Consider the following 17,738-nt stretch of genomic DNA (forward strand, 5'->3'; position numbering starts at 1 on the left):
AGGAGAGGAGAAGAAGCGAGGTCACTGGCCGGGCACGAGGCGGAGGCCGGCGCGCTCGGGGCGCACGTGCGGGCCGGCGGGCGCCCGCCAGCCTTCGCCCGCATCGAGCGCGGCGATCGCGTCGAGGTCGACCGCGATGCCGAGGCCCGGCGTATCGCCGAGCACGATGCCGCCGTCGGCGATCGTCTGGTCGACGGTGAGACCGTGCGGGAAGGCGAGATCCTGCACCTCGGTGCTGAGGTGGTTGGGCACCGCGGCCGCCGCGTGGGCGATCGGGTTGCCGTTGTAGCCCACGGGGCTCACCGGCAGGTCGCGGGCGTGCGCGATGGTTGAAACTCGCAAGAAGTGCGTGATGCCCCAGATCATGCCGGCCTGCACCACGTCGACGGCGTTCGCGGCGAGCAGCGGACCGTACTGCTCGAGCCCCACGAGGTTCTCGCCGGTGGCGACGGATGCCTTCACGGCACGTCCCACGACGGCGTGCCCCTCGGCGTCCCAGCGCCGCACGGGCTCCTCGATCCAGGTGAGCGGCACACGCGACTCGACCTCCGAGACGTAGCGCACGGCCTGCTTGCGGTTCCAGGCCTCGTTGGCGTCGAGCATCAGGGCCGGGCGGGGGCTGTTGCGGCGCAGCACGTCGGCCACGCCCTTCAGTCGCGCGATGTCGGTCTCGGCATCCAGCCCGCCCTTGAGCTTGGCGCTGGTGAAGCCGTGGTCGGCGTAGCGCTGGTAGAGGGAGAACAGCGCCTCGTCGTCGAGCGCGATGTCCAGGCCCGAGGCGTAGCCGGGCACGAAGCGGTCGCGGGCGCCGAGGGTGCGCCAGAGCGGCTCGTCGGCCATCTTCGCCTTGAGATCCCAGAGCGCCATGTCGATGGCGCCGATGGTGCCGAACGTGCCGGCGTGACCGGCTTTGAACACGTGCGCGAGCATCCGGTCGTAGAGGGTGGTGACCGCGCGGGGATCCTCGCCCTCGATCGCCGGGAACACCCGCGCGATGTCGGGGTGGGCGCCGAGGCCCACGCCGGTGAGCCCGCCGTCGGTGTGCAGCAGCAGCACGCCGACCTCGGTGACGCCTCCCGCGATGACGCCGTTCACGTCGCCCACGGGGCGGCCCCAGTCGTGCACGGTGCTGAGGCTCGTGAAGCCGGTGACCTTCATGCTGTTGATTCCCTCCGCGCCAGGCGCGTCTCCGGTCGCGACAGTGCGGCCCGGTAAACAACATACATCATACGTTCTGCTTTCCGAGAGCCGGCCAGAGGGAATCGGGCACCTCGGCCGCGTAGAGGTCGGCATTGCGGTCGACCTGCTCGCCCGAGCGCATGCCCAGCGTGACGTTCACGACGGCCGGATGCTGCAGCGGGAAGGCGATGGCCGCCTGCGGCAGGGTCGCCCCGTGCACCTCGCAGATCTCGGCGAGCGCGATGGTGCGCTCACGCAGCGCGGGCGGCACCGGGCCGTAGTCGTAGCGGGCATCGGGGGCGGGTCGATCGGTCGCGAGCAGTCCGGAATTGAAGACCGCCACCGCCACGATCGACTTGCCGTGCGCGAGCGCCGCATCCAGAGCCGGCTGCGCCGACTCCTGCTCTAGCAGCGTGTACCGGCCGGCGAGCATGGCCACGTCGATGGCGTCGGCGGCGAACAACGCGGCCAACTGGCCGGCGTCGTTCGTGCCCACACCGCGAGCGCCGATCACGCCCGCATCGCGCAGCTCGGTGAGCGTCTCCGAAGCCTCCCAGGCGGCGCGCTCGCCGAACTGGTCGGGGTCGTGGGCGTAGAGGATGTCGATGCGGTCGGTTCCGAGGCGCTCGAGGCTCTGCTCGAGCGAGCGCCGGATGCCGTCGCGCGAGAAGTCCCACTCGCGGCGCAGCGCATCCGGAACCACGAAGTCGGCATCCTGCCCCGTCGGATGCTCGTTCGGCACGAGCAGGCGGCCCACCTTGGTCGAGAGCACGTACTCGTCGCGGGGGTAGGCCGCGAGCGCCTCGCCGAGCCGGCGCTCGGAGAGACCGAGCCCGTAGTGCGGCGCGGTGTCGAAGTACCGGATGCCGCGCGCCCAGGCGCGGTCGACGGCCTCGCGCGCCTCGGCGTCGGAGGTCTCGCGGTAGAGGTTGCCGAGGCTCGCGGCGCCGAAGCCGAGCTCGGTGACGCTCAGGGCGGTGCCGCGGAGGGGGCGCGTGGGGATGGTGGGGAGCGAGGAGGTCATCGGAGCGTTCCTTCTGCGGATGCGGCGGCGGCGCCGGGCGCTGAAGCGAGCGCGCGGGGCACCCGAGTGGGTGTGTAGGCCGATCGGGCGGTATCAGCATCGATGGCCTGCCGCTCGTGGGAAGACAGCGCGGACGACCACGCGAGGTACTGAGCGAGCCACGGGCGGTAGTCGTCGGCGAGGCGCACGAGCGGCCAGTCCGAGCCGAACATCAGGCGGCCGGGGCCGAAGGCCTCGAGCGCCACACCGGCCACGCGGTCGAGCCGGGCGACGGATGCGGGGCCGCCGCGCACGGCGACCCCGGAGACCTTCGCCACCACGTTCGGGCGACGCGCGAGCTCGGCGAGGTCGGCGGCCCAGCGGGCGAAGGCGGCTTCGCCGTTCTCGGCAGAACCGGCTATGGCCGTGAGGGCCGGACCGGCCTCGGCTGCATCGCCGGGCTCGGCGGAGGTGGCGGGATCGGCGGAGGTGGCGGCATCCGGAGCGGCGGTCGCGGGCGGCTGCCCGAGGTGGTCGAGCACGAACTGCAGCTCGGGGTGGGCGTCGGCCACCCGCGCCGCGGTCGCGAGCTGCCACGGACGCACCACCAGGTCGAAGCTCAGCCCGGCGGCGGCGAGCGCGTCGAGCCCGTGCGCCACCGTGGGGCGAAGCAGCCACTCCGGGTCGGGATCGACGTGCGCCAGATGACGGATGCCCACGAGCCGCTCGCCGCCGGGCTGCCCCCGCAGGACGTCCAGCCGACCGGGCGCATCCGGGGCGTCGAGATCGAGCCAGCCCACCACCGGGCCGTGCGCCGCCGCGAGCAGGTCGGCCGTCTCGCCCGCGTCGTTGAGGGCCTGCACGAGCACGAAACCGTCGATGCGCGCCCCGAGCGCGGTCGCGGCATCCTGAGCGACCGTCTCCAGCTCGGGCACCGAGAAGTCACGGTCGATCTCGGGGAGCGACTCGTCGATCCAGTCGATCGGGGTGCGTGCGCGATTCCAGACGTGGGCGTGCGCGTCGATGATCGCGCGTTCGACCGCGGCACGATGCCCGACCACGTGCTCGGCCGTCGGCGCATCCGCACCACCCGGCGCGTGCGGGTCGCCCGGCGCCTGCGAATCGCTCACGGCAGGTGCCAGACCTCGGCCAGAGGCGCCCAGCGCTCGCCGGACGGGAGGTCGGGGAAGATCGCGACCTGGCACGGATCGGTGTGCGTCCACCACTCGCGCGTGACCGGGTCGAGCGCGATCCGCGCCATGTCGGCGTCGTGATCCTCGCCCACGTACTCGTAGTACGCCACGAGCAGATCGCCGCGCACGAAGATCGTGTAGTTGGTCACGTTGCACGCGGTGAGCGTGGCCTCGACCTGGGGCCAGACGGCCGCGTGCAGCGCGAGGTACTCCTCGCGTTTGGCCGGCTCGATGCCCACGACCAGCGCGTGCCGCTCGATGCTGCTGCCCACCCGGTGCTCCTTCGCGATCCGATTCCCCTGAGGTCAATTAGATAATACATATGATCTTTGCTGCCGTCAGGTCCGCCGACCTGAGGTCGTCGCGCACAGGATAGAATCGATGCAATGTGCGGCATCGTGGGCATCGTTTCGTCTGAGCCCGTCAACCAACTCGTCTACGACTCCCTTCTGCTGCTTCAGCACCGGGGTCAGGACTCGACCGGTATCGCCACGGCCGAGGGCAACATCTTCCACATCGTGAAGGCCAAGGGCCAGGTGCGCGAGGCGTTCCGCACCCGCGACATGCGATCGCTGCTCGGCACCATGGGCCTCGGGCACGTGCGCTACGCGACGCAGGGCAACGCCTCGCAGGAGCAGGAGGCGCAGCCGTTCTACGTGAACGCGCCCTACGGCATCATCCTCGTGCACAACGGAAACCTCACGAACACGCGGGAGCTCACCGGCGAGCTGTACAACATCGACCGCCGGCACCTCAACACGAGCTCCGACACCGAGGTGCTGCTCAACGTCTTCGCCAACGAGCTGCAGTCGCAGATCACCGGCCTCTCGCTCGACCCCGAGCAGATCTTCACCGCCGTCTCGCGCGTGCACGAGCGCGTCGAGGGCTCGTACGCCACCATCGCGATGATCGCCGGGCACGGGCTGCTCGCGTTCCGCGACCCCTTCGGAATCCGCCCCCTCACCATCGGTGGCCGCCTGCTGGAGAGCGGACAGATGGAGTACGTCGTCGCCTCCGAGTCGCTCGTGATGGAGAGCCTCGGCTACGACATCGTGCGCGACGTCGCTCCGGGCGAGGCCGTGTTCATCACCCTCGACGGCGAGATGATCACCAAGCAGTGCGCGCCGAACGCCCGGCTGGTGCCGTGCTCGTTCGAGTACGTGTATCTCGCCCGTCCCGACTCGGTGCTCTCGGGCATCTCGGTATACGAGGCGCGGCTGCGACTCGGCAACTACCTCGCCGACACGGTGGCGCGGTACACGCCGATGGGTGACATCGACGTGGTCATGCCCATTCCCGACTCCTCGCGGCCGGCAGCGATGCAGGTGGCGCAGAAGCTCGGCGTCGAATACCGCGAGGGCTTCTACAAGAACCGTTACGTCGGCCGCACGTTCATCATGCCCGGGCAGGCTGCCCGCAAGAAGTCGGTGCGGCAGAAGCTGAACGCCATGTCGAGCGAGTTCAAGGGCAAGAACATCCTGATCGTCGACGACTCGATCGTGCGCGGCACGACCTCGAAGGAGATCGTGGACATGGCCCGGCAGGCCGGCGCCAACAAGGTCACCTTCGCCTCGGCGGCGCCCCCGGTGCGGTTCCCGCACGTCTACGGCATCAACATGCCCTCGCGGCACGAGCTGGTGGCGCACGACCGCAAGATCCCCGAGATCGCGGCGGCCATCGGGGCCGACCACCTGATCTACCAGGAGGTCGAAGACATGCGCGCGGCGATCACGCAGGGCTCGCCCGACGTGCACGACCTCGAGATGAGCTGCTTCACGGGCGACTACGTCACCGGAACGGTCTCGCCGGAGTACCTCTCCTGGGTCGAGGCGAACCAGCTCTCCTGACCCAATAGGCTCGGGGCATGGCGACTCCCGACTTCGTTCTGGCTCTGCGCGAGAAGATCGGGCACGCCCCGCTCTGGCTGAGCGGCATCACCGCCGTGGTGGTTCGCGAGGAGGCGGGCGGCTCCGAGGTGCTGCTCGTGCGCCGCGCCGACAACGGCGCCTGGACTCCGGTGACCGGCATCATCGACCCGGGCGAGGAGCCCGCCGTCGCCGCCGCGCGTGAGGTGCTCGAAGAGGCCGCGATCGTGGCCGAGCCGGTGCGGCTGACCTGGGTGCACACGATCCCCGAGATCGTCTATCCCAACGGCGACCGCTCGCAGTACATCGACATCGCGTTCCTGTTCCGCTACGTCTCGGGCGAGCCCTACCCCGCCGACGGCGAGAACACCGAGGCCCGCTGGTTCGCACTCGACGCGCTGCCGGAGATGTCGGCCGAGATGACGGCCCGCCTGCAGCAGTGCCTGGCCGGCACCCCCGAGGCCCGCTTCGCGTTCTGAGCCCTCTCGCTTCTTCCTCAGGCGCGCTCGACGACTCCGCGGATGAAGGCCGCCTGGCCGGCGTGCTGGAGGTCGTCGGAGATGACGCTGACCAGGCGCACGGCGAGGGTCACGGGCGGATCCCAGTTCTCGTCGACGACCTCCGACAGCGCCGCGCGACCCTCGCCAAGCGAGCGCAGGTAGGCGAGCGTCGCCGCATAGACGGCCTCGTGGTAGCCCACGAGCGACTCGGCGGTGACACCCGGGCCGGCCACCTGCGCGACCTCGGCCGGCGACTGGCCGTACCCCGTGGCATCCGGAGCGAAGGGCAGACCGAAGCGCTGCTCCCAGCCGCCGGCGTTCCACACCTGCTCGCCGCCGGCCACCTCAGCCACGTGGTCGTCCTGCACCCGGGTGAGGTGCCACACCAGCCAGGCGATCGTGTTCGCCTCGGGGTCGAGCCGCGCCGAGAGCTGCTCGGCGGTGAGCCCGCCGACGGCACGGCGCACGGTGTCGCGGATGCGGGTGAAGGCGTCTTCGAGAACATCGATGCTGGTGGTCATCACCTCACCCTAGAACCGATGGGCCGGTGCCGGCAGGCACGATCCCATCAGCGAAAACACGAGGCCCTATCAGGCACTTCCGAAACTGACGCCCTACCCTGGCGCATATGCCCGAAAGTCCCCACCGCTTCGTCGCCTGGTTCCAGCGCCTGATCGACGGCACGAAACGCCCCGTCGGCATGATCCTCGCCCTCAGCGTGGTCGCCGCCCTCCTCGTCACCGTCATGGCCGTACCCGCCATGGCCGTCTCCGGTGTCTACGCCAGTCGCACGGTCGACGTGCTCGACACGCTGCCCGACTCCATCCGGCCCTCGACGCTGGCCCAGAAGTCGGAGATCTACGCCACCAACGCCGACGGTTCCACGGCCCTGCTGGCCACCGTCTTCGACCAGAACCGCCAGGAGGTGGGCTGGGACGACATCTCCCAGTCGGTGAAGGATGCCGTCGTCTCGACCGAAGACCCGCGCTTCTACGAGCACTCGGGCGTCGACATCGCCTCGACCCTGCGGGCGGCCCTCGGCAACGTGGCCTCGGGCGGCGTCTCCAGCGGCGCCTCCACCATCACGATGCAGTACGTGCGCAACATCCTGGTGCAGCAGGCCACCCAGCTGCCCACGCAGGCCGAGCGCGACGCGGCGTACGCCGAGGCCACCACCGAGTCGCTCGACCGCAAGATCACCGAGATGCGGCTGGCCATCGCCCTGGAGAAGCAGTACTCGAAAGAGGACATCCTGCTCGGCTACCTCAACATCGCCAACTTCGGCGGCTCCGTCTACGGCATCGAGGCCGCCGCCGAGTACTACTTCGGCGTGACCGCGGCCCAGCTCACCCTGCCCCAGGCCGCGAGCCTGGCGGCCACCGTGAACGCCCCGAACGCGCTGCGGATCGACGAGCCCGAGAACATCGCCGACAACACCGCGCGCCGCGACGAGGACATCCTGGCCTCGATGCTCAAGCAGAAGTCGATCACCCAGGCGCAGTACGACGAGGCGATCGCCACGCCGGTCACCCCGAACATCACGCAGCCGACCACCGGATGCCAGGCCGCCGCATCCGGGGCCGCCTACTTCTGCGACTACGTGACCTGGATCGTGAAGAACGACCCCACGTTCGGCGACACCGCGGATGCCCGCTGGTCGAACTTCAAGCAGGGCGGCTACAAGATCTACACCACCCTCGACACGACGCTGCAGGCCAACGCCGACGAGACGATGAAGGAGTACATCCCGGGCTCGATGGAGGACATCGCGATCGGCTCCACCATCGTGACCGTGCAGCCCGGAAGCGGTCGCATCCTCGCCATGGCGCAGAACACGACCTTCAGCGACGACTCCTCGGTGTCGGCTCCGGGTGTCACGGCCGTCAACTACAACACCGACATCGACTACGGCGGATCGTCGGGCTTCCAGGTGGGGTCGACCTACAAGGTGTTCGCGCTGGCCGAGTGGCTGAAGCAGGGGCACACCCTGTCCGACCGGGTGAGCGGCAACGAGACGACGTGGGACATGTCGACGTTCCCGAACTCGTGCACCACGCTCGGCGGCTCGTGGGAGCCGGCGAACGACGGCAGCTCGCGGCCCGGCACGATGAGCGTGCAGAGCGCGCTGACGAACTCGGTCAACAACGCCTTCGTGGCGATGGCGCAGCAGCTCGACCTCTGCAACATCAAGAACACCGCCGAGTCGCTCGGGGTGCACCGGGCCGACGGCGACGACCTCGACACGCAGCCCTCGTCGGTGCTCGGCACCAACGAGATCGCGCCGCTGACCATGGCCGCCGCCTATGCGGGCATCGCCGCGAACGGGCTGTACTGCGCGCCCGTGGCCATCGACCGCATCGTGGCGCCGGATGGCAGCGAGCTCACGCCGCCGGCCGCGAACTGCACGCAGGCACTGGATCCGACGATCGCCGCCACGCTCGCCTATGCGATGCTCGGGCCGATCGAGAGCGGCACCGCCACCGCATCCGACCCCGGTGACGACATCACGCACATCGGCAAGACCGGCACCACTGACAACGAGAAGGACACCTGGATGGTGGGCGCCTCGACCGCTGCCGCCACCGCGGTGTGGGTGGGCAACGTCACCGGCAACGTCTCGATGACCGACGTGGAGCCCAACGACTGGACGGGCAGCACCGTGCGGCACCGCATCTGGAAATCGGTGATGACCGAGAACGACGACGTGCTGGGCGGCGGCGACTTCCCCGACCCGGACCGCGAGCTCGTGAACGGCTCGTCCACCCGCTACGGCGACAACTCCTCGGGGTCCTCCGACTCCGACTCGGATTCGACGCCGACCCCCACGGCCACCCCGACTCCGGATGCCCCGGCTCCCGTTCCCTCGGTGCAGCCCGCTCCCGACCCGGTCGTCCCGACCCCCACGACGACACCGGCGGCCGGGGGCACCACCGGCAACGGCGCCGGCGCGGGAACCGGCTAGCCCCGCTCCGACACGCGCGCTCCGTCGGCCGGCCCCGCGGCAGCCGCTTCGGCCTTGGCTTCGGCCTCGGCGAAGGCGTGCTCGATCGCGCGATGCCGCCGGATGACCACGTCGCTCCAGTCGGGGTGCGTGATCGCGTACCGGCGGCCCTCGGCGAGCGCGTCGACCGCGATCACGGCCACCTCCTCGGCCTCCAGCCACGGCAGCCCGCCGCCGTCACCCGCCGCGAGATCGACGTCGACGAGCCCGCCCGCCGAGCCCTCCGGCCGGTTGCGCGAACTCGCACCGAGACCCGTACGCACCGGCCCGGGCGCCAGCAGCGTGACCGCGATACCCTCGTCGGCGAGCTCGTCGGCGAGCACCTCGGTGTAGGCCGTCACCGCGAACTTCGTGGTGCCGTACCCGCCCATGCCCGCATCCGGCGCGAGGCCGGCCATCGAGCCGGTGTTCAGGATGGCGCCTCCCGCCGCCCGGAGCTGGGGCAGGAACGCCGTGACCCCGTGGATCGTGCCCATCAGGTTCACCCCGAGCAGCCACGCCCAATCCGCATCGTTCATGCTCTCCAGCCGGCCCGTCGAGGCCACCCCGGCGTTGTTGACCAGGATGTCGGTTCCGCCGTACCGTGCCCGCACGGCTTCGGCGAGCGCCGTCACGCTCGCGAGCTCGCTCACGTCGACGGCGAACCCCGCGCCGCCCACCTCGGCGGCCACGCGCTGCGCCGCTCCCAGGTCGATGTCGGCCACGGCCACCCGCGCTCCCTGGGCGGCGAGCCGCAGCGCGATCGCCCGCCCGATGCCCGAGCCTCCGCCCGTGATCACGGCCACCTTGCCCTGCACGTCCATCCGTCTCCGTCTCCTCCGTCGTCCTGGCCGGTGCCTAGCGCTCACACTGCCTACCGCTCGCACTGCCCATTGCCCGCGGCTCACGCCCGACTCCACCTCAGCACGAGCGGATGCGGGTTTACCATGGTCATCTCCACACTTTTTCCGGGGAAGCAGGTCGTTCGCTGCTCCTCGGCGCCGCATCCGTGGACCGCGACCGAAGGAGTTCGCATGGCCTCGAGCAACCTCAGCCTGCGCCAGCTGGAGTACTTCCTGGCCATCGCCGACTCCGGATCGATCTCGCTGGCGGCCGCGAGCCTGCACGTCTCGCAATCGGCGGTGGCCGCTAGCCTCTCCGCCCTGGAGCGCACCCTCGACGCGCAGCTGTGCGTGCGCCGCCGCGCCCACGGCGTCTCGCTCACGGCGAGCGGGCGGCAGCTGCAGCGGCAGGCGCGCGAACTGCTGGGCGATGCGGACGAGCTCGAACGCAGCATCCGCGGCGGCTCGTCGTCGCTCGGGGGCGCGGTCACGATCGGCTGCGCCGAGGAGATGGCCCCGGGCATCCTGCCGCCGATCATCGAACGACTCGCGCGGGAGCATCCGGAGCTCGTGGTGTCGGTGGAGATCGGCCTGGAGGAGTCGTTCTGGCCGCGGCTGCTCACCGGCGAGGTCGACCTCGCCATCACGCTGGACCGCCGGCAGCCCACCGACCTCGAGGCCGTACGGTTGTGCCCGCTGCCGGTGAACGTCATCCTGCCGGCGGGTCATCCGCTGGCCTCGAACGACGAGATCGGGGTGCACGAGCTCGCCGACGAGACCTGGATCATGCTCGACACCGAGCCCGGAGCCACGCACTCGCGCACGCTGTTCAACGAGGCCGGCGTGCGGCCGCGGATCGGCTTCCGCTCGCCCAGCTACGAGCTGGCGCGGTCGCTGGTGGGGCGGGGGCTCGGCTACACCCTGCACATCCACCGGCCGGCCGGTGACCTCACGCAGGAGGGGCGTCCGCTCGCCGTGCGTCCGCTGCGCACCGACTCGCCGGTGGAGTATGCCACGCTCGCCTGGTCGGCGCACATCCGCCCCTCGCCGGCGGCGCGTGCCGTGATCCGCGCCGCCTCGGCCGCCTGGCCCGGTTCCGCGGCGCGCGCGGCCACCTCGGAGCACGGTTCAGCCGGTGGTGCCGACGGTGCGCAGCGGATGCCGCAGGTCGCCGGGCCAGCCGTCGAGGTGCCGGCCGAGTAACCGCCACTCGCCGTCGCGCCGCTCGAGCTCGTCGCGCAGGTAGCCGCTCATCTCGAAGCGCACCTCGCCGGTCTCCGGATGCCGCACCGAGGTCATCCAGTAGGCCCAGGCGGTCCAGGCCTCGCCCGGCGGACGGCCCTCGGATGCCCCGGCCGCCGGTTCGCGCGGGATGAACAGGGTGTTCGAGAGCCGGTGCTGCCGGCCGGTCGGGCCGCCGACCCGTGCGGCCGACATCCGGCGGATGTCGTCGATGCCGTGCCAGACGCCGAGGGCGCCGTCGGGACCGACCTCGCTGAAGCTCGCGTCGGGCCAGAAGGTGGCGAGGTAGACCTCGAGGTCGCGGGTATCCAGCGCCCACAGCCCGGTGTCGATCACCGCGGCGATGGCGAGGCGATCGGCGGGCGAGGGGCCGGCTCCGACGACGCTCATCGCGCTCCCCCGTCGGCAGGCACGGGCGCGCCGCCGTCGGCGGGCGCATCCGGCAGGTCGAACGCCGAGCGCTGCACGCCGAGGATGGTGGCGCCGATGCCCTGCATCCATGCCCCGTACTGGGCGGCCGCGTGGGTGCGGTACATCATGATGTCGCGCGCGTAGCGTTCCATCCGGTGGCCGGGCCGGGCCTCCGAGCTGCCCGCCGACATGAACAGCAGGTCGACGGCCTCGGCGGCCAGGCGGCCGGCTTCGAGCGTGAGGCCGTTCAGGCGCGTGTCCATGCCGCGGGTGAGTGGCGCGCCCTGCGTCGCGAAGCGCTCCGACCAGTCGGCGATCGTGTCGGCCACCTGCATCAGGATGGCTTCGGCCGAGTCGGCCTTGATGCAGGCCTCACCGAAGATGCGCTGGCTCGAGGGATCGTGGTCGCGGGTGACGAAGGGCGGCAGCGGCGCCTTGCGCACCCGGGCGAGGCGCTCCCACTCGTCGAGCGCGGCCCGCGCGGCTCCCACCGTGACGGCGGCCAGCTCGGCGCCGAGGAAGGCCTGCACGCTGCCGATGTAGAGCGCATCGCCGTGCAGCGCCGCCCCCGTCTCGCCCGCGGGCACCTCGCCGGCCCAGGTCGCGTCGACCAGGTTCTCCGTCGGCACGAAGACGTCGTCGAACGCCACCGAGTTCGATCCGCTGGCGCGCATGCCGAGCACCTGCCCCCCGCCCCAGTCGTCGAGCCGGGTGTACGACGAGCGTGGCAGCAGCACCTGCGCCGAGCGCGGACCGCCCGATCCGTTGATCTCGCCCTCCACCGTCACGAACACGATCGCGTGCGTGGAGTACGGCGAGCCCGACTGGTAGCGGGAGACCCCCGAGAGACGGTATCCGCCCTCGACCGGCCGCGCGGTGCCGGCGGGCGACAGGCTGTGCGAGGAGCGGAAGTAGCCGGCCGCATCCGTGAACGCCTCCTGCTGCACCGACTCGGGCCACGACGAGGCGAGCTGGATGCTGTGCGAGTGCCCCAGGCAGTAGCACCAGCCGGTTCCCGGGTCGGCCGCCGAGATCTCGATCACCGTGCGCAGCCAGGTGCGCAGCGAGACCTGCGCCCCGCCGAAGCGGCGCGGCGTGAGCAGGTGGTAGAGGCCGAGCTCGAGCATGCGCTCGTGCACCTCGGGCGGGTAGTGGCCGAGCCGCTCCGACTCGTCCTGCTGCGAACGGATGAGCTCGCGCAGCGAGCGGGCACGCTCGAGGATGCGCCCCTCGTCGGCGTCCTGCAGCGATGGGGGTGGGGGTGCGACGGTGGTGTCGGGTGGGGTCATGGCTTCTCTCCTTCGAGCGGCGGGGACGGATGCGCGGGGGCCGGCGTGCGGGGCGGATCGACCGCGATCGCGACCCCGAGGCGGATGACGGCGGTCAGCTGGTGCGGATCCTCGAGCGCGAGGTACGCCTCGGGTGCCGAGTTGAGCGTGTGCACGGCGGTCACGATGCCCTCGGCCCGCAGCGCCCCGCTCTCCAGCAGCGCCTCGAGCTCGGGCACCGAACGGCGCACGTCGCCGCCGCCGCACTGCGAGCCGGCGATGCGGCGCGAGCCGAGCGAATACTGCAGGTTGTCCAGCCGCACCTCGGCCCGCTCGCTCTCCAGGCCGGTGGGCACCACGGTGCCGCCGTAGCGGGTGAGGTCGAACGACTGGCGCATGGCCAGGGTGGTGCCGGCGGCCTCGAGGCCCACGTCGACGCCGCGCCCCTCGGTGAGCGCGCGCACCTGGTGCACGATGTCGTTCCCCGGGGCGAGCGTGTGGGTGGCGCCCGCCGCGCGGGCCTGCTCACGGCGCCACGGATGCGGATCGATCGCGATCACAATGCTCGCCCCGGCGAGAACCGCGGCCTGCACCATCCACAGGCCCACGTGCCCGCAGCCGGAGATGCCGACCGATTGCCCGGCGCGCACGACGGCTACGTCGCGCACGGTACCGGCACCCGAAGGGATGCCGCAGCCGAGCAGGGCACGATGCTCGGCCGGGGCGCGGCCGGCGATCCGCACCAGGTTCGACTCGACGTAGAGCATCCGCTCGGCGTGCGTGCCGATCCCGCCGTCGCTCCAGACGACCTCGCCGCCGGCGGCCACCCCCACCCTCCGTTCGGCGAAGGCGAAGATCTCGTCGCACGCCCCGGGGGTTCCGTTGCGGCAGTAGAAGCACTCGCCGCACTGGCGGGTACCGGTCACCACCACGGCATCGCCCGGCGCGAACCGGGTCACGGCGGCGCCGACCGCGCTGACCCGCCCCGTGGCCGCGTGACCGAGCACCCGGCGGCGGCCGTCGACCGGCACGGCCGGGGCATCCGGATCGGCGCGTCGCCGGTCGATCGTCAGCAGCTCGGTGCGGCAGATGGCCGAGGCCTCCAGCTCCACCAGCACGTCGCGCGCACCGAGCGGGTCGAGCTCGAGCTCGATCGTCTCCGGCGGCGAGCCGTCTCCGCGCGCCACCAGCGCACGGGTGAGCACGGGGCCGGTCATCGCGGCCAGATGCCCTGTTTGCCGGGCGCGAGGATGCCCTGCGGATCGACGGCCTGCTTGAGCGTGCGCACGAACTCGAGCAGCGCTCCGTCGTTCCAGGAGAACTGGGCGGCCACCGTGTCCATGAACTCCAGGTGCGCCCGGTACTCGCCGTAGCCCTTCGCCGCGAGCAGCGGCACGAGCTCCGAGAACGCCACCCGTACCTTCTCCGCCTCCACCGGGTCGGCGGCGTCGAAGAAGATCATCAGCACGTTCACGGCGTGCCGGGCGGTGCCCAGCCAGCCGCCGATGTAGTCGAAGCCCGCAGCCTCGATGTGCGTGCGCATGATGCGCGAGGCCTCTACCACGTGCTCGCCCGTGAGCGGCGACACCGGGCAGAGGCCGATGTGCGCCCCGCCCGTGCCGTTGGCGCGCCAGCGCACGCCCTCGGCCAGCAGCATGCCCGGGATGCCGGCGGCGAAGTGGTCGACCGGCTCCACCTCGTCGGCGCTCGCGGTGCCGTCGTAGCGGTGCACGATCACGGTGCTGCCGGGGATGGCGGCGATCGCCCCACGCAGCCGCTGCTCCTTCAGGTCGAGCAGGGCGTCGGATCCGTAGAAGGCGCACTTGACGTTCCAGAGGCCGATGCCGAGGTCGTCGGCCAACAGGCGCACCACGTCATCCGGAACAACCCCGTCGCCGCCGTACCAGCGCTCGCGCGGCGACATCCCGGCCGCCACGCCCACCGCGTTCGCGGCGTTCACCACACCGTCGACCGTTCCGTCGAGCTTGAGCTCGCGCATCGCGTCGACAAGCTGCGGCAGCGCCTCCTCGGAGTCGATCGCGATGCGGCAGGCGGCGAAGCGCTCGGGCCGCGGCATCAGCCAGACGCCCATCTTGGTGACGATGCCGAGGTTCGACTGCATGAACAGCCCCTCCAACCCCGGGCCGAAGCCGCCGCGGTAGAGCGGCCACGCCTCGGAGCCGGGAAGCGCCCCCATGCCCGTGCGGATGAGCTCGCCCGAGGGCAGCACCACCTCGAGCCCGCAGACGAACTGCTGGTGGTCGCCGTGCGCGGTGTAGCCGTAGCCGCGTTCGAGGGCGTTGCCCACGACGCTGCCCCAGCCGAGGTCGGGCACCGAGGCCCACAGCCGCGACCCGCGCTGCAGCAGCTCGTCGTGCAGCTCGAAGAAGCTCACGCCCGGCTCCACGATCGCGTACGCAGTCTGGTCGTCGACCGTGAGAACCCGGTTCATCCGGGTGAGGTCGATCACCACGCTGCCCGGCACCCGGGGTGCGGGGCCGCCGTAGCCGAGGTTCTTGCCACGGCCGATCGGCCAGAGCGGCACACCGAGCTCGCCGGCGGCGCGCACGACGGCCTGCACCTGCTCCGCCTCGGCCGGCCGCACCGCACCGCCCGGCAGGAAGGTGCGCCGGTCGCCGAGGGCGTACGCGTCGAGGTAGTCGTCCACGTCGTCGGCCGCTGAGACGTTGGCCGCGCCGACGATGCCGGCAGCGCGCTCGATCAGCCGGGCCGCCGCCGCGAAGGTCTCGGCCGGGTCGGTCGAGGCTGCAGGCCGGATCAGTTCGGGGCTCAGCGGGGTCTCGCCCACCTCAGCTCCCGGCCTGCTGCATCGACTCGGCCGACGACGACGCGGCGGCGAGCGGATGCGCCAGGTCGCCCGGCCAGCGCTCCACCCAGCGCTGCGCGAACCGCCACACCCCGTCGCGCCGCTCCACGATGTCGCGGGAGTGCCCGGTCGAACTGAAGGTCACCTCGCCGGTACCGGCCTCGCGATGGCTGGCGAACCAGTACGCGCGGATGCCCCAGCGGTCGGTGCCGCCGTTCTCATCGGGGAGGTACAGCCGGTTCGACTCCCGGTGCTGATGACCGCTGTAGCCGCCGAAGTGGCTCTCGGAGAACGCGCGGATGCTGTCGGCACCCGTCCAGGTCTCCACCGACCCGTCGAGCTGGGTCTCCTTGAACGCCGCATCCGGCCAGAAGGTGCCGACATAGAGGTCGATGTCCTGCGTGTCGAGCGCCCAGAGGTAGGTGTTGTAGAGGTCGTCGATCGCCGCGCGGTCGTCCGAGCCCGGCCCGGTGTGTCCCGTGCGCGGGGCGGCCTCGGTCTGGTCTGGCATCATCGTGCTCCTTTGCGGGTGATAGGGCGCACCGAACGGATCGGGCGCCCACCACCACGCTAGGAAGCGGTCGAGGAGGCGGTCAACACGCCCTTTCCGCGGAACGTCCTCCGGAAATCGGGGGAACGGGCGCCGCCCGGATCAGGATCGATTGCTCAGATCAGGATCGACAGCGGCTTCTCGATGCGCTTCACGAACGCGGCCAGCCACTGGGCGGCGAGCGCGCCGTCGAGCACCCGGTGATCGGCCGACAGGGTGACGGTCATCACGGTTCCCACCACGATCTCGCCGTCCTGCACCACGGGCTCGGGACGGGCCGCGCCCACCGCCAGGATGGCGGACTGCGGCGGGTTGATGATGGCCGAGAACTCGGTCACGCCGTACATGCCGAGGTTCGACACCGCGAAGCTGCCGCCCTCCAGCTCGTTCTGGCGCAGCTTGCCCTCGCGGGCGCGGCCGGCCAGGTCGGCCACCGAGCGGGCGACCTCGCTCAGCGAGAGCTTCTCGACCGACCGCAGCACGGGGGTCACCAGACCGCCCTCGATGGCCACGGCCACCGACATGTCGACGGAGTCGTAGCGGCGCACCGCGGTGTCGGTCCAGGTGGCGTTCGCCTCGGGCACGTCGCCGAAGGCCGCCGCGGCCGCCTTCAGCACGAAGTCGTTGACCGAGATCTTCACGGCGGAGGCCTCGTTGACCGAGCGGCGCAGGGCGAGCAGCTCGTCCACCCGGCAATCGGCCACGAGGTAGAAGTGCGGCACGGTCGACTTGCTCTCGGTGAGCCGTCGGGCGATGGCCCGGCGCATTCCCGTGTGCGGCACCTCGACGAAGCCGGCTCCGGATGCGGCCGGGGCCGCGGGGGCCGACGCCGCGGCCGGAGCGGCGGATGCCGCGGGTGCGGATGCCGGCGCAGGGGGTGCAGCAGGCGAGGCCGGTGCAGCCGTAGCCGCCGAGGTCGGGGCCGCCTTCTCAGGCGCGCGCTCGAGGTCGGCGCGAACGATCCGCCCGCCGGGTCCGGTACCGCGGAGCGATCCGAGATCGACCCCGCGCTCCTTCGCGAGCCGGCGTACGATCGGGCTGGCGAACAGCCGCGAACCCGACTCGCCGGATCCGTTCTCGGCCGATCCGCTCTCGCCGGATGCGTTCTGGCCCGATCCGTTCCCCGACGCCTCGGCGCCACCGCCGAGATCGACCGGCGCCTGAGCCACCGGCGAGCTCTCGCCCTCCGGAGCGGTCTCCGGCTCCGGGGCCACGCGCGGCTCGGCCGCTGCCGCACCGTCGGCCGGCTTCGAGCCCGCGGGCACCGAGGTTCCGGCTTCGACCGGCTCCGCACCGGGTGCCGCATCCTCATCGGGGCCCGGAGCGTCGTCGGCGCTCTCCCCGGGCTCGCCGACCACGGCGATCGGCTCACCCACGTTCACCGACACGCCTTCGCCGACGAGCACCTTCAGCAGCGTTCCGCCGATCTCGGCGGCGTACTCCACGGTGGCCTTCTCGGTCTCGACCTCGGCGAGCGGCTCGCCCACCACGACCGACTGGCCCACCTGCACCAGCCACGACTGGATGGCGCCTTCGGCGGCTCCCGCGAGAACCTCCGGCATCCGGATGACGGTCGACATCAGCGCTCTCCGAATCCGAGTCGCACGCGCTCGAGGCCGGCGACGACCTCTTCGGTGCGGGCGATGGCGGCGCGCTCGAGCACCTTCGAGATGCTGGGCGAGGCCTCACCTCCGTGCACCCGCTCGATCGGCTGATCGAGCCAGTCGAAGTAGCGGCGCTGGATCTCGTCGGCGAGCCAGCCGCCGTACGAGGTGCCCTGGGCGCCCTGCTCGACGATGAGCACGCTGTTGGTCTTGGTGATCGACTCCCCGATGGTGTCCCAGTCGATCGACGCGCGGTCGAGCCAGCGCAGGTCGA

17 protein-coding genes are annotated in these 17,738 nt (G+C 71.6%); 4 read left to right on the forward strand and 13 right to left on the reverse strand.

Features of this window, described 5'->3' with window-relative positions:
• Positions 1 to 21: 21 nt before the first annotated feature.
• From Q0D75_RS08415 to Q0D75_RS08430, 4 genes are all read right to left on the reverse strand, one after another.
• Positions 22 to 1,158 (reverse strand): mandelate racemase/muconate lactonizing enzyme family protein, encoded by a 1,137-nt coding sequence (locus tag Q0D75_RS08415; RefSeq protein WP_291051744.1) that lies wholly within the window; start codon positions 1,156 to 1,158, stop codon positions 22 to 24.
• Between the two features lie 67 nt (positions 1,159 to 1,225).
• The gene (locus Q0D75_RS08420; protein ID WP_291051748.1) at positions 1,226 to 2,203 is read right to left on the reverse strand and encodes an aldo/keto reductase; all 978 of its coding nucleotides are present in this window, start codon (positions 2,201 to 2,203) and stop codon (positions 1,226 to 1,228) included.
• On the reverse strand, positions 2,200 to 3,312 hold the full coding sequence (locus tag Q0D75_RS08425; protein ID WP_291051750.1) for an amidohydrolase family protein: 1,113 nt from the start codon (positions 3,310 to 3,312) through the stop codon (positions 2,200 to 2,202). Before Q0D75_RS08425 ends, Q0D75_RS08420 begins: the two co-directional genes overlap by 4 nt.
• Complete coding sequence (locus tag Q0D75_RS08430; RefSeq protein ID WP_291051752.1) at positions 3,309 to 3,647, reverse strand: L-rhamnose mutarotase; 339 nt, start codon at positions 3,645 to 3,647, stop codon at positions 3,309 to 3,311. The genes Q0D75_RS08425 and Q0D75_RS08430 overlap by 4 nt, the downstream gene beginning before the upstream one ends.
• 114 nt (positions 3,648 to 3,761) lie before the next feature.
• On the opposite strand from Q0D75_RS08430, the gene purF reads away from it, so the two are divergent.
• Both purF and Q0D75_RS08440 read left to right on the forward strand, forming a co-directional pair.
• Positions 3,762 to 5,222, forward strand: a complete 1,461-nt coding sequence (gene purF, locus Q0D75_RS08435; protein WP_291051755.1) for an amidophosphoribosyltransferase — start codon at positions 3,762 to 3,764, stop codon at positions 5,220 to 5,222.
• A 17-nt stretch (positions 5,223 to 5,239) separates the two neighbouring features.
• Positions 5,240 to 5,719, forward strand: coding sequence for an NUDIX domain-containing protein (locus Q0D75_RS08440; RefSeq protein WP_291051758.1), 480 nt, complete (start codon positions 5,240 to 5,242; stop codon positions 5,717 to 5,719).
• Between the two features lie 17 nt (positions 5,720 to 5,736).
• Here Q0D75_RS08440 and Q0D75_RS08445 read toward each other — a convergent pair whose 3' ends face one another.
• On the reverse strand, positions 5,737 to 6,261 hold the full coding sequence (locus Q0D75_RS08445) for a DUF664 domain-containing protein (protein ID WP_291051761.1): 525 nt from the start codon (positions 6,259 to 6,261) through the stop codon (positions 5,737 to 5,739).
• 107 nt (positions 6,262 to 6,368) lie between these two features.
• Between Q0D75_RS08445 and Q0D75_RS08450 the strand changes: the two genes are divergently transcribed.
• Positions 6,369 to 8,702 (forward strand): transglycosylase domain-containing protein, encoded by a 2,334-nt coding sequence (locus Q0D75_RS08450; protein WP_291051764.1) that lies wholly within the window; start codon positions 6,369 to 6,371, stop codon positions 8,700 to 8,702.
• On the opposite strand, the gene Q0D75_RS08455 is transcribed toward Q0D75_RS08450, so the two are convergent.
• Positions 8,699 to 9,544: an SDR family NAD(P)-dependent oxidoreductase gene (locus Q0D75_RS08455; RefSeq protein ID WP_291051767.1), complete on the reverse strand. Its 846-nt coding sequence runs from the start codon at positions 9,542 to 9,544 to the stop codon at positions 8,699 to 8,701. The genes Q0D75_RS08450 and Q0D75_RS08455 overlap by 4 nt on opposite strands.
• Positions 9,545 to 9,754: 210 nt before the next feature.
• Here Q0D75_RS08455 and Q0D75_RS08460 point away from each other — a divergent pair, with 210 nt between their 5' ends.
• On the forward strand, positions 9,755 to 10,765 hold the full coding sequence (locus tag Q0D75_RS08460) for a LysR substrate-binding domain-containing protein (protein WP_291051770.1): 1,011 nt from the start codon (positions 9,755 to 9,757) through the stop codon (positions 10,763 to 10,765).
• Here Q0D75_RS08460 and Q0D75_RS08465 read toward each other — a convergent pair.
• The 7 genes from Q0D75_RS08465 to Q0D75_RS08495 all read right to left on the reverse strand — a co-directional run.
• Positions 10,691 to 11,194 (reverse strand): nuclear transport factor 2 family protein, encoded by a 504-nt coding sequence (locus tag Q0D75_RS08465; protein WP_291051773.1) that lies wholly within the window; start codon positions 11,192 to 11,194, stop codon positions 10,691 to 10,693. The two genes, Q0D75_RS08460 and Q0D75_RS08465, sit on opposite strands and share 75 nt — an antisense overlap.
• A complete protein-coding gene (locus tag Q0D75_RS08470; protein WP_291051776.1) occupies positions 11,191 to 12,504 on the reverse strand; it encodes an acyl-CoA dehydrogenase family protein in 1,314 nt (437 codons plus the stop codon). The genes Q0D75_RS08465 and Q0D75_RS08470 overlap by 4 nt, the downstream gene beginning before the upstream one ends.
• Complete coding sequence (locus Q0D75_RS08475; protein WP_291051778.1) at positions 12,501 to 13,700, reverse strand: zinc-binding dehydrogenase; 1,200 nt, start codon at positions 13,698 to 13,700, stop codon at positions 12,501 to 12,503. Before Q0D75_RS08475 ends, Q0D75_RS08470 begins: the two co-directional genes overlap by 4 nt.
• Positions 13,697 to 15,292, reverse strand: a complete 1,596-nt coding sequence (locus Q0D75_RS08480; protein WP_291051781.1) for an FAD-binding oxidoreductase — start codon at positions 15,290 to 15,292, stop codon at positions 13,697 to 13,699. Before Q0D75_RS08480 ends, Q0D75_RS08475 begins: the two co-directional genes overlap by 4 nt.
• A gap of 1 nt (position 15,293) precedes the next feature.
• On the reverse strand, positions 15,294 to 15,821 hold the full coding sequence (locus tag Q0D75_RS08485; RefSeq protein WP_291051783.1) for a nuclear transport factor 2 family protein: 528 nt from the start codon (positions 15,819 to 15,821) through the stop codon (positions 15,294 to 15,296).
• A gap of 155 nt (positions 15,822 to 15,976) precedes the next feature.
• Positions 15,977 to 17,440, reverse strand: a complete 1,464-nt coding sequence (locus tag Q0D75_RS08490) for a dihydrolipoamide acetyltransferase family protein (RefSeq protein ID WP_291051785.1) — start codon at positions 17,438 to 17,440, stop codon at positions 15,977 to 15,979.
• Positions 17,440 to 17,738 (reverse strand): transketolase C-terminal domain-containing protein (locus Q0D75_RS08495; protein ID WP_291051787.1); only part of this gene is annotated, 299 nt, incomplete at its 5' end. The genes Q0D75_RS08490 and Q0D75_RS08495, both read right to left, overlap by 1 nt.

The sequence above is a fragment of the Herbiconiux sp. genome (assembly GCF_023264855.1).
Taxonomy (GTDB): domain Bacteria; phylum Actinomycetota; class Actinomycetes; order Actinomycetales; family Microbacteriaceae; genus Herbiconiux.

Bases quoted from the DNA above. Each gene is read 5' to 3' on its own strand.
- Q0D75_RS08415 (WP_291051744.1), bottom strand. From the start codon at position 1,158: ATGAAGGTCACCGGCTTCACGAGCCTCAGCACCGTGCACGACTGGGGC.
- Q0D75_RS08420 (WP_291051748.1), bottom strand. From the start codon at position 2,203: ATGACCTCCTCGCTCCCCACCATCCCCACGCGCCCCCTCCGCGGCACC.
- purF (WP_291051755.1), top strand. From the start codon at position 3,762: ATGTGCGGCATCGTGGGCATCGTTTCGTCTGAGCCCGTCAACCAACTC.
- Q0D75_RS08440 (WP_291051758.1), top strand. From the start codon at position 5,240: ATGGCGACTCCCGACTTCGTTCTGGCTCTGCGCGAGAAGATCGGGCAC.
- Q0D75_RS08445 (WP_291051761.1), bottom strand. From the start codon at position 6,261: ATGACCACCAGCATCGATGTTCTCGAAGACGCCTTCACCCGCATCCGC.
- Q0D75_RS08450 (WP_291051764.1), top strand. From the start codon at position 6,369: ATGCCCGAAAGTCCCCACCGCTTCGTCGCCTGGTTCCAGCGCCTGATC.
- Q0D75_RS08455 (WP_291051767.1), bottom strand. From the start codon at position 9,544: ATGGACGTGCAGGGCAAGGTGGCCGTGATCACGGGCGGAGGCTCGGGC.
- Q0D75_RS08460 (WP_291051770.1), top strand. From the start codon at position 9,755: ATGGCCTCGAGCAACCTCAGCCTGCGCCAGCTGGAGTACTTCCTGGCC.
- Q0D75_RS08465 (WP_291051773.1), bottom strand. From the start codon at position 11,194: ATGAGCGTCGTCGGAGCCGGCCCCTCGCCCGCCGATCGCCTCGCCATC.
- Q0D75_RS08470 (WP_291051776.1), bottom strand. From the start codon at position 12,504: ATGACCCCACCCGACACCACCGTCGCACCCCCACCCCCATCGCTGCAG.
- Q0D75_RS08475 (WP_291051778.1), bottom strand. From the start codon at position 13,700: ATGACCGGCCCCGTGCTCACCCGTGCGCTGGTGGCGCGCGGAGACGGC.
- Q0D75_RS08485 (WP_291051783.1), bottom strand. From the start codon at position 15,821: ATGCCAGACCAGACCGAGGCCGCCCCGCGCACGGGACACACCGGGCCG.
- Q0D75_RS08490 (WP_291051785.1), bottom strand. From the start codon at position 17,440: ATGTCGACCGTCATCCGGATGCCGGAGGTTCTCGCGGGAGCCGCCGAA.